Raw genomic sequence first — 13,693 nt, 5'->3', positions numbered from 1 at the left:
CGCGCGCCAGGAACGTGGCGCCGCCGAGCCGGGCGCCGGAAATGAGTTGACCGGTGCCGCGCCCGCTGTCGAGGATGTACGACGGCGGCGAGGAAGCTCTGCGGAGGAGCGCCCGGCTCGATCTCCGGGTGGACGTAGGTTCGAATCCTGCCCTTGCCGCCGCCCTCTCATCCCTCCCACCCCAGGGGGACGTGTGACCCACGTTCACGTCGTCTACGCGCACCCCGGTGAGCGGACCTTCACCCGCGAGGTTCTCGACGCCTTCCTGGGCGGGCTGGACGGCGCGGGGCACACGTACACCGTCTCGGACCTCTACGCGGCGGAATTCCGCTCCGAACTCACGCGCGCCGAGTACGAGCGCGAGTCCGGGCAGCGGCCCGACACGCCCGTGCCCGACGACGTCGCCGCCGAGCAGGCCGCGCTCGCCGCCGCCGGAGCGTGGGTGTTCGTCTATCCGGTGTGGTGGGCGGACTGCCCGGCCCGGCTCAAGGGATGGTTCGACCGGGTGTGGACGGTGGGGTTCGCCCGGAAGACCGTCGGACGACCCACGGTGGCCGACAAGGCATTGGTGCTCTGCACGGCCGGGTACGACATCGCCGAACTCGAAGCCTCCGGCTGCTACGAGGCGATGCGGACGGTCATGCTCACCGACCGGATCGGCGAGCGGGCCAGGGCGAGCGACTTCGTCGTCCTCGGGGGTTCGGCGACCGCGGGCACGGAGGAATGGCCGGCCCTCAAGGCCGCGCACCTGGCACGGGCGGCGGAGTTGGCGCGCTCGGTCTGAGGCTCAGCCGCTCTTCGCCTTCTCGGGGGCGGCAGTCGGCGACGGCTCGTCGGAGCGCTTCCGGCGCCGGGCGAGGTCGCCCACGGCGAGGGTGAGGACGCCCGCCAGGAGGCCCCAGAAGGTCGATCCGATACCGAAGAGCGTGAAGCCGGAGGCCGTGGCGAGCAGCGTGACCACGGCCGGTTCGCGGAGGCGGTCGTCCTTGAGCGCCGAGGTGAGGGAGCCGCCGATCGTGCCCAGCAGGCCGATGCCCGCGATCCCCAAAACCAGGGCGGGCGGCATCGCGGTCAGCAGCCAGCCGACCGTTCCGCCGAAGAGGCCGACCAGAAGGTAGAAGATGCCCGTCCAGACGCCGGCCACGTACCGCTTCCTGGGATCAGGGTGTGCCGCCTCGCCGCTGCAGATCGCCGCGGTGATCGCGGCCAGGTTCAGTCCGAAGCAACCGAAGGGCGCGAGAACGGTGTTCACCGTGCCCGTCCAGGTCAGCAGGGGTGAGACGGGCGTGGAGTAACCGGCGTTGCGCAGCACCGCGACCCCCGGCAGATTCTGCGAGGCCATCGTCACGGCGAAGAGCGGCAGCCCGACGCCGACGAGGACCTGCCAGTCGAACTCGGGGCGTACGAAGGACGGTTCCGCGAGCGTGAGCGCGAAGCCGTCCAGCTTCCACGAGCCCTGCCACGCCGTCGCCGCGACACCGACAGCGAGCGCGGCGACGACCGCGTACCGGGGGAACCAGCGCCGGCCGGCGAGATACGCCAGGAACATGGGGACGGCGATGGCGCCGTTCCGCTCCATCTGCGTGAACAGCTCGGTGCCGAACTGGAGGAGGACCCCGGCGAGCAGCGCCGAGGCGAGCGGCACGGGAATCCTGTTCATGATCCGCTCGAACCAGCCGGTGACCCCGCTGATCACGATGAGGACGGCGGACAGCAGGAACGCCCCGACCGCCTGAGCCATCGTCACACCCTGCAGCCCGGTGGCGAGCAGGGCGGCGCCGGGGGTCGACCAGGCCGTCACCACCGGGGCCCGGAAGCGCAGGGACAGACCGATGCAGGTGATGCCCATGCCGACGCCGAGGGCGAAGACCCAGGAGGTGAGCTCGGCGGAGGTCGCCCCTGCCGCCTTGGCCGTCGTGAAGACGACGGCCACGGAACTGGTGACGCCGATGAGTACGGCGAGGAATCCGGCGGCGACGGCGGAGGCGGGCGCGGCGGACTGGATGTGTCGTAGGAAAGCCATGGCCAGGGCATCGTGGCACATCCCGTGGGCGGGACCCCATCGGGTTTTCCACAGGCCTTGTCCCGTGGGCCCCGATGGCCGCAAGATCCAGGAGTGATCCATTTTGGGGAGGGGAAATGATCAAGGGAGACAACGCCTTCGTTCCGACGGTGCCGCTGCGGATCGCGGTGCGGGGTGGGATCGATGTCGCGGCTCTGCTGCTGACGGAGACGGGCCGGGTCCGGGGGGACGCCGACATCGTGTTCCACGGAGCGCCGGTCCATCCCTCGGGCGCGGTGCGGCTGTTGGGGGAGGACGGCGGCACGGTCTGGCTGGAGGGGGGCCTCACGGCGATCGAGGCGGAGATCAGCAGGGTCCTCGTGGTCGGGTCGACGGAGAGCGGCGCGATGCGGGACGCACGCGGGCTCTCCGTGGAGGCGCTCGCGCCGGACGGCACGCCGGTCGCGCGGTACGACGTGACGGACGCGGGCGGCGAGACAGCGATGGTGCTCGCCGAGCTGTACCGGCGCGCGGGGGGCTGGAAGTTCCGGGCGGTGGGCCAGGGGTGGCTGAACGGCCTCGCGGGCCTGGCGAGGGACTACGGCGTGGACGTGGCGGACGAGCCGTCGGCTCCGGGCGGGGCGCAGGCTCCGGTGCCTTTCCAGCCGCCGGCTCAGGCTCCGGCCCCGGTTCAGGCCCCGGTTCAGGCCCCGCCTTCGGTCCCGTTCCAGCCGCCGGTTCAGGCTCAGGCTCCGGCCCCGGTTCCGTTCCAGCCGCCGGCTCAGGCTCCGGGCCCGGTGCCTTTCCAGGCCCCCGCCCCGGCGCCATTCCAGGCCCCCGCCCCGGTGCCTTTCCAGCCGCCGGTCGGCGCGCCGCCCCCCGCCCCGGTGCCCGCCGCGGTGGTCCCGCAGCCCGCGCCGCAGCCACCCGCGCCGGACTGGACGTTCGGCCCCGTCTTCGAGCCGTACACGAAGACCGGCCGGGACGGCGACGTGATCTCGGTGGACGGGCTCCCGCCGGGCCCGGTCGTGGTCGACCTCGCCGTCGACGCCAAGGACGCGTACACCGGCCTGTGGCCCCTCTCCCGGTCCAACAAGGAGGAATCGAGCCTCATCAACAGCACCGAGGACAACTTCCGGGGCCGAGTCATCGCCTTCGTCCCCAAGAACGGGCGTCTGCGTCTACGGCTCAGGGCGGACGGGCCCTGGCGGCTCCAGGTCCAGCCGCTGGCGGCGGCCCGGCGTCTGACGGAGGAGGACATGGAGGGCTTCGGCCCCGATGTCCTGTTGCACACAGGAGGGACGGCCGACTTCGCCATCCGCTACCGCGGCGACGACAACCTCATCATCTACCTCTACGAACTTGCCGACCACGACGACCCCACCACGCTTCCGGACGTGGGGTCCACCGTCAACGAGATCGGCAAGCGGCGGGAGACCATACCGCTGCCCGAAGGACCGGTCATCGTCCATCTGATGATGGCGGACGGCCCGTGGCGCGGGCGTCTGAAGCACCTCGAGCCGCACAGCGGCGGGCCGTCGTCCGGAGGCGGCACGACGAGGCTCCCGGAGACGCTTCCCGAGCCCGGCAAGGTGCAGAACTGGCTGCGGCGGGGCAGACGCTGACTCTTCCGCCGGTCCCCCGCCCCTCCGTGGGCTGGGGCAGGGGTGGCGTGAGATAGAGACGTGGCCCACGCGAAGGGAGGGGGCCCGGGGGGCCGTTCAGGCCGTCGGCTGCAGGAGGTCCCAGCGGTTGCCGTAGAGGTCCTCGAAGACCGCCACCGTGCCGTACGGCTCGTGGCGCGGTTCCTCCAGGAAGTGGACCCCCGCCGTGGTCATGCGGGCGTGGTCACGTGCGAAGTCGTCGGTGTGGAGGAAGAAGCCGACCCGGCCGCCCGTCTGGCGGCCCACGGCGGACTCCTCCTCCGGGCTCTTCGCACGGGCCAGGAGCAGGCCCGTGCCGGCGGCGGCTCCGGCGGGGCGGACGACGATCCAGCGGGAGCCGTCGTCGCGGGCGGTGTCGTCGACGAGGTCGAAGCCGAGGGGGCCCGTGTAGAAGGCGAGGGCCTCGTCGTAGTCACGGACGACGAGAGTGACGAGAGCGATGGTGGACATACGTCCAGGTTATACGTATGACCGGACGGGCGCCACGCGGTGCGACAATGCACCGCATGGACGCCCAGCTGCTCGCCGAGCTCACCGACCGCGCCCTGCTCCTCGCCGTCCCCGGTACGCGGCGGATCCTCGGGCTCGCCGGGGCGCCCGGAGCGGGGAAGTCCACGCTCGCGGCCCGCCTCGTCGCCCGGCTCGACGGGCTCGGCGTCCTTGTGCCGATGGACGGCTTCCACCTGGCGCAGGGGGAGCTGGAGCGGCTCGGCCGCGCGGAGCGCAAGGGGGCGCCGGACACCTTCGACGCCGCCGGGTACGCGGCGCTGCTCGCCCGCCTCCGCAGCCCCGAGCCCGGCACCACGGTCTACGCCCCCACGTTCGACCGCACGCTGGAGGAGCCGGTCGCCGGGGCGATCCCGGTCGGCCCCGACGTGCCCCTCGTCGTCACCGAGGGCAACTACCTGCTCCACGACCAGGGCCCGTGGGCCGCCGTACTTCCGCTGCTCGACGAGGCGTGGTTCCTGGAGCTCGACGACCACCGCCGCGTGCCACGGCTCGTCGAACGTCATGTCCGCTTCGGCAAGGACCGCGCCCACGCCGAGCGCTGGGTCCGCGACTCCGACGAGTCCAACGCCCGGCTCGTCGCCCCAGGCCGTGACCGCGCCCACCTCGTCGTCCGCATGACGTAGGGAGCGGACCACCGGTCCTAGCGGCCCGCGTGGTCCGTCGCCGCCCGCGCCAGGGCCCGGACGATCGGGTGCGGGTGCGGGTGCGTGCCGTCGCTCGCCAGTTCCGGCTGGAAGAGCGTGGCCAGGAAGAAGGGGTGGCCGGGCAGTTCCGCGATGCGGACCTGACCGTCCTCGTCCTCTCCCGTGAACCGCATGCCGTGGGCGTGCAAGGTGTCCAGATGACGGCTGTCGGGGCCGTAGTTGCAGTGGTAGCGCTCCGTCGTCCGTTCGGCGCCGAGGACCGACTCCGCGAGCGAGCCCGGAGTCACCCGGACCGGGCCCTCGTGGCCGACCAGCGAGCAGGCGAGCGGTGCGATCAGCAGGTCGTCGCCGGCAGCCGCCGGGTCGTTCTCGGCGTGTGCGGCAGCCGTGAGACCGCAGACGTCACGGGCGAATTCGAGGAGAGCGTGCTGGAAACCGGCGCAGGTGCCGAGGAACGGGATGCCGTCCTCGCGGGCGGTACGGATCGCGGCCAGCGCGCCCGCCTCACTCGCGTACGGACTCCCCGGCAGCACCCACACCGCGTCGAAGTCCTTCACCGCGCCCGGCGCCTCCGCGTCGCCGGTCGGGATCCAGTACGCGTCGAGGACCAAGCCGTCCCGATCGGCCAGCGCGTCGAGCAGGGCGGGGATGCGGACATGGGACTTCACGTGCGGGGAACGGTCGCCGACCAGTGCGATGCAAGGAGTGTGCGTCATGCCGACCATGCTGGTCGGAGGGGCAGGTTCACGTCCAACGATGATTCCTGCACGTCCGATCGCGAACGCTGATGGGGGGCCTCGGGGGCGCCGGAGAGGGGCGAGGTAGCCTCGCGACCGCACATGACCAGGGGGCTGCCGCATGCATTCGATCCCGTTCGACATCGGAAACCCCATGGACCCGCACCACCTCCGTACCTTCGTCACCGTCGCCCGGCTCGGTTCCTTCTCCGGGGCCGCCCGCGCGCTCGGCTACACCCAGTCCGCCGTCAGCCAGCACATCGCCGCCCTCGAGAACGACCTCGGCCTGCCGCTCCTCGGCCGCCGTCCCGTCCTCCCCACCCGCGCCGGAGAGCGTCTCCTCGAACACGCCGGCTCGCTCCTCCTCCGGCTCGGCGCCGCCCGCGCCGACCTCGCCCGGTTCGCCGCCGCGCCCAGCGAGACGCTGGCCCTCGCCGCCTCCCCGCTCGCCCTGCACCCCCGCACCCTCGCCGCCCTCCCCGCCACCGGGGTCACCCTGCGCACCCTGCCCCGCGACGAGGTGTCCGCCGCCGTCGCGACCGGAGCGGCCGACCTCGGTCTGGTCGACGGACTCGCCGCCCCCAGCGACCCGCTGCGGCTGCCCGACGTCGCCCCGCTCACCGCCGTCCGCGTCACCGAGGAGCCGGTCGCCGTGGTCCTGCCCGCCGGGCATCCGCTCGCCGGCCGCCCCGGCCTGAAGCTCGCCGACCTCGTCGACGCCCGCTGGCTCGACGCACCCGACGCCGGCCTCCCGCTCGACCGGCTGCGCTCCGCGCACGGCGGCCCCTCCGGCCACGGCTTCCGCACCGCCCTGCGCCACGAGGGCACCGACTCCCGCGTCCTCGGCGCCCTGGCCGCCGCCGGACACGGACTGACGCTCCTCCCCGTCTCCCTGGCCGCCGCGATCGCCGGAGCCGTCGCCGTACCGCTGAGCGCCCCACGCCTCGTCCACCGCGTCGAACTCCTCCACACCGGCGCCGAACCCTCCGGCCCGGCAGCCGAGTTGACCCGGAGGCTGACGATCTGACCGGCCGTGCCGACGCGACACCCCCTAGGCTGGTCCCACGGCGAGAGGAAGGCGGGCGGACGTGGGGCTGTTCCGGCGAGGACCCAGGCGTGACGGTGACGAAGCTCCCAGGGACCCCGAGTTCTCGTACTTCTCGCAGCGCGAGGCGGCTCTCTTCCGCAGCCGCGTCCGTGAGGCCTTCGCCGAACTCGGCCTCGAGGTCACCGTCTACGCCGACTCGGTACGCGACGCCGACGGCCGTGCCTTCGGCCTCGGCAACCTCGCCGCCGTCTGCCACAACGACCGCCGCGGACCACGCGTCTGGCCCGCGCTGATCCGCCGCCATGTCGGCCTGGTGCTGCGCACCATGGACGGCCCCTCCGCGCTCGACACCCTCCGGCCCGAGCAGATCCGCGCCCAGCTCTACCCCCGGGTGATCAGCGGCGACGGCATCGACCCGGGGACCTTCGGCTACGCCCGGAGCGTCGCGCCCGGACTGTACGAGATCCTCGCGCTCGACCTGCCCGAGAGCGTCGTCATGCTGACCGACGAGGCGCTCGAACCGCTCGGCGACGTCACGGAGCTGCGCGACCGGGCGCTGGCCAATCTGCGCGGGCTGCCCGTCGAGGGCCACGAGACGGTACGGGACGCCGACGGCATGTCCTTCGAGGTGATCCTCGGCGACTCCTTCTACACCGCGAGCCGCGTCCTCGACCTGGACGCCGTGGTGCGGCGCGTGACCGGCCGGCCGCTCGGCGAGCACGGGGCCCTGGTCGCGATGCCGTTCCGGCACCAGCTGGCCTTCCACCCGATCCGCGACACCACGATCGTTCCCGCGCTCGGCGCGATGGCCTCGTTCGCCGCCTCCGGTTACGAGGACACGCCCGGTGCCATCAGCCCGTACGTCTTCTGGTGGCGCGGCGGCACGCTCACCCAGCTCAGCGACCGGGACGGGGACGGCGGCGAGCTGCGGATCGTCGTCGGCGAGGACTTCCACGAGCTGCTCGAACGCCTCATCGCCCAGGGGCCGGGACACGGCGGCCAGGAGCCGCGCTGAGCGCTCGCGCCGTGAGGGCGGGGCGGGGCAGGATGACCCCATGCCGAGTACGCCTGAGTCCCGTGCGCCTGAGTCCCGTACGTCCGAGTCCCGTGCGCCTGAGTCCCGTACGTCCGAGTCCCGTACGCCTGAGTCCCGTACGCCCGCGCCGTTCACCGCCGACGACTACCGGGCCCGGATGGACCGCGCCGCCGAGTCGGCCGCCGACGCCGGACTCGCCGGTGTCCTCGTCGCGCCCGGCCCGGACCTGGTCTACCTGACCGGCTATCGGCCGACCGCGATCACCGAGCGGCTCACCGTCCTCGTTCTCGCCGCCGGCCGGGATCCGGTCCTCGTCGTGCCGACCCTGGAGGCACCGGACGCCGGGAAGGCCCCGGGCGCCGCCGCGCTCACCCTGCGCGACTGGACCGACGGCAAGGACCCGTACACCGTCACCGCACCCCTCCTCGACGCCGAAGGACGCTTCGGCGTCAGCGACAACGCCTGGGCGATGCATCTGCTCGGGCTGCAGAAGGAGCTGCCCTCCACCTCGTACGTGTCGCTGACCGAGGCGCTGCCGATGCTGCGGGCGGTCAAGGACGCGCACGAGCTGGAGCGGATCGCGGCGGCCGGCGCCGCGGCCGATCAGGCGTACGGCGAGATCCTCAAGGTCGCCTTCGCCGGCCGGAGGGAGACCGAGGTGGCGGCCGACCTCGCCGCGCTGCTCATGCGCTTCGGTCATTCCCAGGTCGACTTCACCGTCGTCGGCTCCGGACCCAACGGCGCCAACCCGCACCACGAGGCGGGCGAACGGGTCATCCGGCGCGGGGACATGGTCGTGCTCGACTTCGGCGGCCTCAAGCACGGTTACGGCTCCGACACCACCCGTACCGTGCACGTCGGCGAGCCGACGGCCGAGGAGCAGCGCGTCCACGACCTGGTGCGGGAGGCGCAGCAGGCCGGCTTCGAGGCCGTACGGCCGGGCGTGGCCTGCCAGGACGTCGACCGGGCGGCCCGCAAGGTCATCACGGACGCGGGCTACGGCGAGTACTTCATCCACCGCACCGGCCACGGCATCGGCGTCACGACACACGAGCCGCCGTACATGATCGAGGGTGAGGAGCGGCCGGTCGTGCCGGGCATGTGCTTCTCCATCGAGCCGGGCGTCTATCTGCCGGGCCGCTTCGGCGTCCGGATCGAGGACATCGTGACTCCGACGGAGGGCGGTTCGGGGGCTCGCCGCTTCAACAACACCCCGCACGAGATGGCGATCGTGGAGTGATCAGGTCGTGCGCGTGCCGCCCTCGTCGCAGGGGAGCACGGCCCCCGGGTGGTCCTCCGCGAAGTCCTCGGAGACGTCCTCCGCCGTACCCCGCATGGCGTCGCCCGTGATCCGGATCTGGCCGTCGAAGGGCCGGTCGATGTCCTGGATCAACAGCAGCGAGCCGGTGAACAGGACCGCGAGGGTGGACAGCAGGAGCAGGTGCGCCGGGCCCCGCTTTCGGGGGAGTCCGAAGGCGAAGGCGCCGACCGTGGCGGCGAGTGACACGACCATGAACCAGTAGACGACGGTCGGGATCGCCGGCGTCGCCTCCCCGAGCCGGGTGTGCCGGGCCGTGGAGCGCTCGTCGTCGGCCTGCACCAGCACGTCGAACGTGGCGTCGTCCTGGTGGGCGAGCTCCTTGAACGACCTGCGGAACTCGGTGGACCACTGGGAGGCGCGGAGCGAGGACTCGCCGCCGTTCTCCATCGCGGGCCACTCGTGGGCCTGGATGGCCCGCGAGTAGCAGACCGACGCGGCCTGGAGCCGTTGCCGGTGCGGTTCGGGCGCGTAGTCGGCCACCTCGTAGAGCTGGTCGACCCGCCGCGCCTCGGTCGCGACGGCGGCCCCGGCCGCGCCGAACGACTCGGCGGCGACGACGATGACGAACGCGACCAGCAGGACGGCGAGGGTCTCCAGTGGGCTGATGAGGTCGCTGACGGAGGCTTCGGCGTCCTCCTGCTCGTCCGCGGTGCGGCGGCTGCGGACACGGTTGGCGATCAGGCCGACGGCCAGGGCGACGGCCATGGCGGCGATGGTGACGAGCGTGGTCATGTGCGAGTCCCCGAGAGGAGGTCGACGTACCGGTCGCCCCCCACCGGCCACAGCCCACCACTGGTCGGCCGCCCGGGGCGAGGGGACAGGCCGGACCATGATCCAATTGGCTCAGGCCTCCGCCCCGCCCGGCGCCCCCCGGTCCCAGCCCGGCGCCCCCCGGTCCCAGCCTGTCCGGCCCGGTCACACTCGTCCGGCCCGATCACACCCGTCCGGCCCGGTCACACCCGTCCAGCCGGTCCCGCACTGTCCGACCCCGTCGTCCCACGCGGCCGAACGACACACCGCCCGCCCCCGCCCCCGCCGGCCGCTGCCCGTCGCCTCAGCCGTCCGTCAGTACCACCGCGCACTCCGCCGGGAGGCGGAGCAGGCCGTCCTGGCCCGGGGCGTCGATCGGAGCCCATGCGGCGACGACTCTGTCGCGGCCGTTCGTGCCGAGCGGGATCTCCGCCGGCTCCTTGCCCAGGTTGACCGCGATCCGCAGCACCCCGCGCCGGAACGCCAGCCAGCGGCCTTCCTCGTCGAAGGCGACCCGCACCGCCGCCAGGTCCGGGTCCGTGAGGTCCGGCAGCGTACGGCGCAGCGCGATCAGCTCGCGGTGCCAGGCCGCCAGCCGGTTGTGCGGGGCACGTTCGCGCTCCGTACGGTCGAGGACCGAGCGGTCCCGGGTGGCCGGATCCTGCGGGTCGGGGATGTCCTCCTCCGCCCAGCCGTGCTCGGCGAACTCCCGCCGTCTGCCCTGCCGTACCGCCTCCGCCAGCTCCGGGTCGGTGTGGTCGGTGAAGTACTGCCAGGGTGTGGTCGCGCCCCACTCCTCGCCCATGAAGAGCATCGGCACCGAGGGACCCGTCAGGACCAGGGTCGCCGCGCAGGCGAGCAGCCCGGGGGAGAGGGTCGCCGAGAGACGGTCGCCCTGCGCCCGATTGCCGATCTGGTCGTGCGTCTGGGCGTACCCCAGGAAGCGGTGCGCCGGCGTGCGCACCCGGTCCACCGGCCGGCCGTGGTGACGGCCGCGGAAACTCGAGTACGTACCGTCGTGGAAGAAGACATGGGTCAGCGTCTTGGCGAGCGCGGCCAGCGGGGCGCGCGCGAAGTCGGCGTAGTAGCCCTGGGACTCGCCGGTCAGCGCCGTGTGCAGGGCGTGGTGGAAGTCGTCGTTCCACTGGGCGTGGACGCCCAGGCCCCCCGAGACGCGCGGGGTCGTCGTCCGGGGGTCGGCCATGTCCGACTCGGCGATCAGGAAGTGCTGGCGGCCCTGCTCCCGCGCCAGCTCGTCCACCGCCTCGCTCAGCTCCTCCAGGAACGTCAGCGCCCGGTCGTCCACGAGGGCGTGCACGGCGTCCAGCCGGAGGCCGTCGATCCGGTAGTCCTGGAGCCAGGCGAGCGCGCTGTTCCTCAGATACGCGCGGACCTCGTCCGAGCCCGCCGCGTCCAGGTTCACGGCGGCGCCCCACGGGGTGTGGTGCGTGTCGGTGAAGTACGGGCCGAAGGACGGCAGATGATTCCCGGACGGGCCGAGATGGTTGTGGACCACGTCCAGGACCACACTCATCCCGAGGCCGTGCGCCGTGTCGACGAACCGCTTCAGCGCCGTCGGCCCGCCGTACGGCTCGTGGACCGCCCACGGCGCCACGCCGTCGTACCCCCAGCCGTGCTTCCCCGGGAAGGGGCAGAGCGGCATCAGCTCCACATGGGTGATCCCGAGCCCCGCCAGCTCCCCGAGCCGCTCCGCCGCCGCGTCCAGGGTGCCGTCCCGGGTGAAGGTCCCGACGTGCAGCTCGTAGAGGACCGCGGCGCGCAGCCGCAGCCGCGGGGCCTCGTTGAACCAGACGTACGCGGAGTGGTCGACGACCGCGCTGAGGCCGTCCGGGCCGTCCGGCTGACGGCGGGACCGGGGGTCCGGGAGCACCGGCCCGTCGTCCAGGGAGAAGCCGTACCGGTCTCCGTCCCCGGCCGGCACCACCCCGGTCCACCAGCCGTCCCGCTCGGCGTCCCGCTCCAGCGGGTGTCCGGTTCCGTTCAGCTCCAGCGTCACCCGGTCACGGGCCCGCGGGGCCCACACCTCGAACAGCACCGGCCGATCCCCTCGTCGATGGGTCCACTCGCAACGGCAGCCGCGCCCCTGTCGCAGCTACGGCGTCCATCCTGGCAGTCAGGACTGGGCCGCGCCCGGCGTGTCCCAGACGAAGTTGATCGCGCGCTGGAAGACGGCGTACCCCGTGCGGGCGAAGGCGTTCGCCATCGGCACGTTGCCCAGGTCGGTCGCCGCACGGATGCGCGGCACGTCCTCGGCGGCCAGGATGCGGGTGCCCTCGGCGAGGATGTCGTCGATGTAACCCTTGCCGCGGTGTGCGGGGAGCACACCGATGTAGGCGATCGTGTGGTTGTAGTTGTTCCGGGCGGGGACGACGAAGCCGACCGGCTCGCCGGTCTCCGGCAGCTGCGCGACCTGCCACCACGCGCGGGGCGAGGCGTAGTGCGCGAACTCCTCGTCGTAGTGCTGGTCCGCCGCCTCGCGGGCCGAGAGACCGGACGCCAGGTCGGCCTTCCCGTGCGCGTCGAGCGTGCCCTCCATCACCGGGGTCATCAGCGCGACCAGGTCCTCGCGGTCACGCACCGGACGGAACTCCAGCCGGCCCGTCGGCTCGGGTACGGGCGTGCCGGGGAGCCATTCCAGCCGCAGCCGCTCGACCAGCGGGCGGGCGCCCGAGGCCTCCAGGACGCCGAAGAGCGTCTCCAGCCGGGCGCGCGTCTCGGGAATCTCGCGCCAGTCCGCCGGGATGAAGCGGCCGAACTCCGGGCGGGCCGCTCCCTCCGGTACGACCGCCGCGGTCGCCGTCTCGAGCAGGCGCAGGCCGATCCCGGCGCGCTCCTGCTCGGGGAGCTCGGGGGCCAGGTCGAAGAAGTCGAGCGCGAGCGGCGCGCCGCCCTCCTTGTCGGTCCACCAGGAGATCCTGGCGAGGACGCGGTCGCCGCGCAGGGCGACCCACATCCACGAGGGCAGACGGCGGCCGGTGGCGAGATCGTCCTCGAGTTCGTGGTCGAGGACGTAGCTGAGCCGGCAGAAGAGGTCCAGCTCATCCGGTCCGGAGAGCGGGCGCATGGTCACGCCGTCGGGCGTGCCGGTCGATGACGTGGTCACGTCGTGGTCCCCCAGGGAGTCGAGTCCGCAGACCGTAACAGCGATCTTGGTCGGGGCGGTACGGGATTGAAGGCGAGCCCGGTTTGAGTGCGGGCCGGTATTGAGGGCGGCCGGGATTGAAGGCTGGCCGGGTGCATGCGGACGTGGGGGCGGGAGCGGACGCGGGGCCCTTGCGGCTCCGTTCTGGACACTTCGGGCCCGTCGGCCCGACAATCACGTTGTGACGACGCCTTTCGAGTTCTCCACGCACCCCGCTCGGCTCTCCGATGCCGAGCGGGACCGTGCGCTGGTGCTGCTCCGTGAGGGTGCCGCCCAGGGCAGGCTCTCGCACGACACCTTCCTCTTCCGTATGGAGCGGGCGCTCGTCGCCCAGCGACCGGACGAACTCGCCCTTCTCACAGCCGATCTGCAGACCGAGTCCGGCTGGACGCGGCGCGTGGTGGGCGTCGTGGAGAAGATGTCCGCGTTCACGGCCAAGCTCGGCCGGGCCTGGCACGCCGAGCGGCTGCCGAAGCTGCTCCTGCCCGAACCGGGGCCGTACCCGCTGCGGATCGGCCGCGACCCGGTGAACGGGCTGCGGCTCAGCCACGAGACGGTCTCCCGGATGCACGCCGAACTCTCCCTGCAGGACGGGCTCTGGGTGCTGCGCGACCTCGGCTCGACCAACGGCACCGTCGTGAACGGACGCCGGGTCACGGGCGCGGTGGCCGTCCGGGCCGGCGACATGGTCGGCTTCGGACAGATGTCGTTCCGGCTCTCCGTACGCTGATGCCCATCCGGCCCCTCCGTACCCTGATGCCCTTCCGGCCCTCCGTACGCTGAACCCCCCGGATTCATGGGGGACGCCCCCTACGGGT

13 protein-coding genes and 1 tRNA gene are annotated in these 13,693 nt (G+C 72.9%); 8 read left to right on the top strand and 6 right to left on the bottom strand.

Features of this window, described 5'->3' with window-relative positions:
• Nucleotides 1-86 precede the first annotated feature (86 nt).
• A tRNA-Ser gene (locus ACFY8U_RS26465) sits at nt 87-159 on the top strand.
• A gap of 34 nt (nt 160-193) precedes the next feature.
• Nucleotides 194-784: an NAD(P)H-dependent oxidoreductase gene (locus tag ACFY8U_RS26460; protein ID WP_389574359.1), complete on the top strand. Its 591-nt coding sequence runs from the start codon at nt 194-196 to the stop codon at nt 782-784.
• Between the two features lie 3 nt (nt 785-787).
• On the opposite strand, the gene ACFY8U_RS26455 is transcribed toward ACFY8U_RS26460, so the two are convergent.
• Nucleotides 788-2,023: a benzoate/H(+) symporter BenE family transporter gene (locus tag ACFY8U_RS26455; protein WP_389574356.1), complete on the bottom strand. Its 1,236-nt coding sequence runs from the start codon at nt 2,021-2,023 to the stop codon at nt 788-790.
• Nucleotides 2,024-2,139: 116 nt separating this feature from the next.
• On the opposite strand from ACFY8U_RS26455, the gene ACFY8U_RS26450 reads away from it, so the two are divergent.
• The gene (locus tag ACFY8U_RS26450; protein WP_389574353.1) at nt 2,140-3,627 is read left to right on the top strand and encodes a TerD family protein; all 1,488 of its coding nucleotides are present in this window, start codon (nt 2,140-2,142) and stop codon (nt 3,625-3,627) included.
• 96 nt (nt 3,628-3,723) lie between these two features.
• On the opposite strand, the gene ACFY8U_RS26445 is transcribed toward ACFY8U_RS26450, so the two are convergent.
• Nucleotides 3,724-4,116, bottom strand: a complete 393-nt coding sequence (locus ACFY8U_RS26445; protein ID WP_389574350.1) for a VOC family protein — start codon at nt 4,114-4,116, stop codon at nt 3,724-3,726.
• A 47-nt stretch (nt 4,117-4,163) separates the two neighbouring features.
• On the opposite strand from ACFY8U_RS26445, the gene ACFY8U_RS26440 reads away from it, so the two are divergent.
• Nucleotides 4,164-4,799, top strand: a complete 636-nt coding sequence (locus ACFY8U_RS26440) for a nucleoside/nucleotide kinase family protein (RefSeq protein WP_389574347.1) — start codon at nt 4,164-4,166, stop codon at nt 4,797-4,799.
• A gap of 17 nt (nt 4,800-4,816) precedes the next feature.
• Here ACFY8U_RS26440 and ACFY8U_RS26435 read toward each other — a convergent pair whose 3' ends face one another.
• Complete coding sequence (locus ACFY8U_RS26435; protein ID WP_389574345.1) at nt 4,817-5,536, bottom strand: hypothetical protein; 720 nt, start codon at nt 5,534-5,536, stop codon at nt 4,817-4,819.
• 175 nt (nt 5,537-5,711) lie between these two features.
• On the opposite strand from ACFY8U_RS26435, the gene ACFY8U_RS26430 reads away from it, so the two are divergent.
• The 3 genes from ACFY8U_RS26430 (at nt 5,712) to ACFY8U_RS26420 (ending at nt 8,881) form a co-directional block, all read left to right on the top strand.
• Nucleotides 5,712-6,584, top strand: coding sequence for a LysR family transcriptional regulator (locus tag ACFY8U_RS26430; protein WP_389575029.1), 873 nt, complete (start codon nt 5,712-5,714; stop codon nt 6,582-6,584).
• 61 nt (nt 6,585-6,645) lie between these two features.
• The gene (locus ACFY8U_RS26425) at nt 6,646-7,620 is read left to right on the top strand and encodes a hypothetical protein (RefSeq protein ID WP_389574342.1); all 975 of its coding nucleotides are present in this window, start codon (nt 6,646-6,648) and stop codon (nt 7,618-7,620) included.
• A gap of 178 nt (nt 7,621-7,798) precedes the next feature.
• Entirely contained in the window at nt 7,799-8,881 is a 1,083-nt protein-coding gene (locus tag ACFY8U_RS26420; RefSeq protein ID WP_389575027.1) for a M24 family metallopeptidase, read from the top strand.
• On the opposite strand, the gene ACFY8U_RS26415 is transcribed toward ACFY8U_RS26420, so the two are convergent.
• From ACFY8U_RS26415 to ACFY8U_RS26405, 3 genes are all read right to left on the bottom strand, one after another.
• Nucleotides 8,882-9,694, bottom strand: a complete 813-nt coding sequence (locus ACFY8U_RS26415) for a hypothetical protein (protein ID WP_389574339.1) — start codon at nt 9,692-9,694, stop codon at nt 8,882-8,884. It abuts the gene before it with no gap.
• A 322-nt stretch (nt 9,695-10,016) separates the two neighbouring features.
• Entirely contained in the window at nt 10,017-11,768 is a 1,752-nt protein-coding gene (gene treZ, locus ACFY8U_RS26410) for a malto-oligosyltrehalose trehalohydrolase (RefSeq protein ID WP_389574337.1), read from the bottom strand.
• A gap of 78 nt (nt 11,769-11,846) precedes the next feature.
• Entirely contained in the window at nt 11,847-12,797 is a 951-nt protein-coding gene (locus tag ACFY8U_RS26405; protein ID WP_389575024.1) for a GNAT family N-acetyltransferase, read from the bottom strand.
• A 259-nt stretch (nt 12,798-13,056) separates the two neighbouring features.
• Between ACFY8U_RS26405 and ACFY8U_RS26400 the strand changes: the two genes are divergently transcribed.
• Entirely contained in the window at nt 13,057-13,605 is a 549-nt protein-coding gene (locus tag ACFY8U_RS26400) for a DUF1707 and FHA domain-containing protein (protein WP_361441114.1), read from the top strand.
• Nucleotides 13,606-13,693: the final 88 nt, after the last annotated feature.

The sequence above is a fragment of the Streptomyces sp. NPDC012508 genome (assembly GCF_042902595.1).
Classification (GTDB): Bacteria; Actinomycetota; Actinomycetes; order Streptomycetales; family Streptomycetaceae; genus Streptomyces.
Note: the sequence above shows the minus strand (reverse complement) of the source record. Positions and strands in the feature narration are given on the sequence as shown.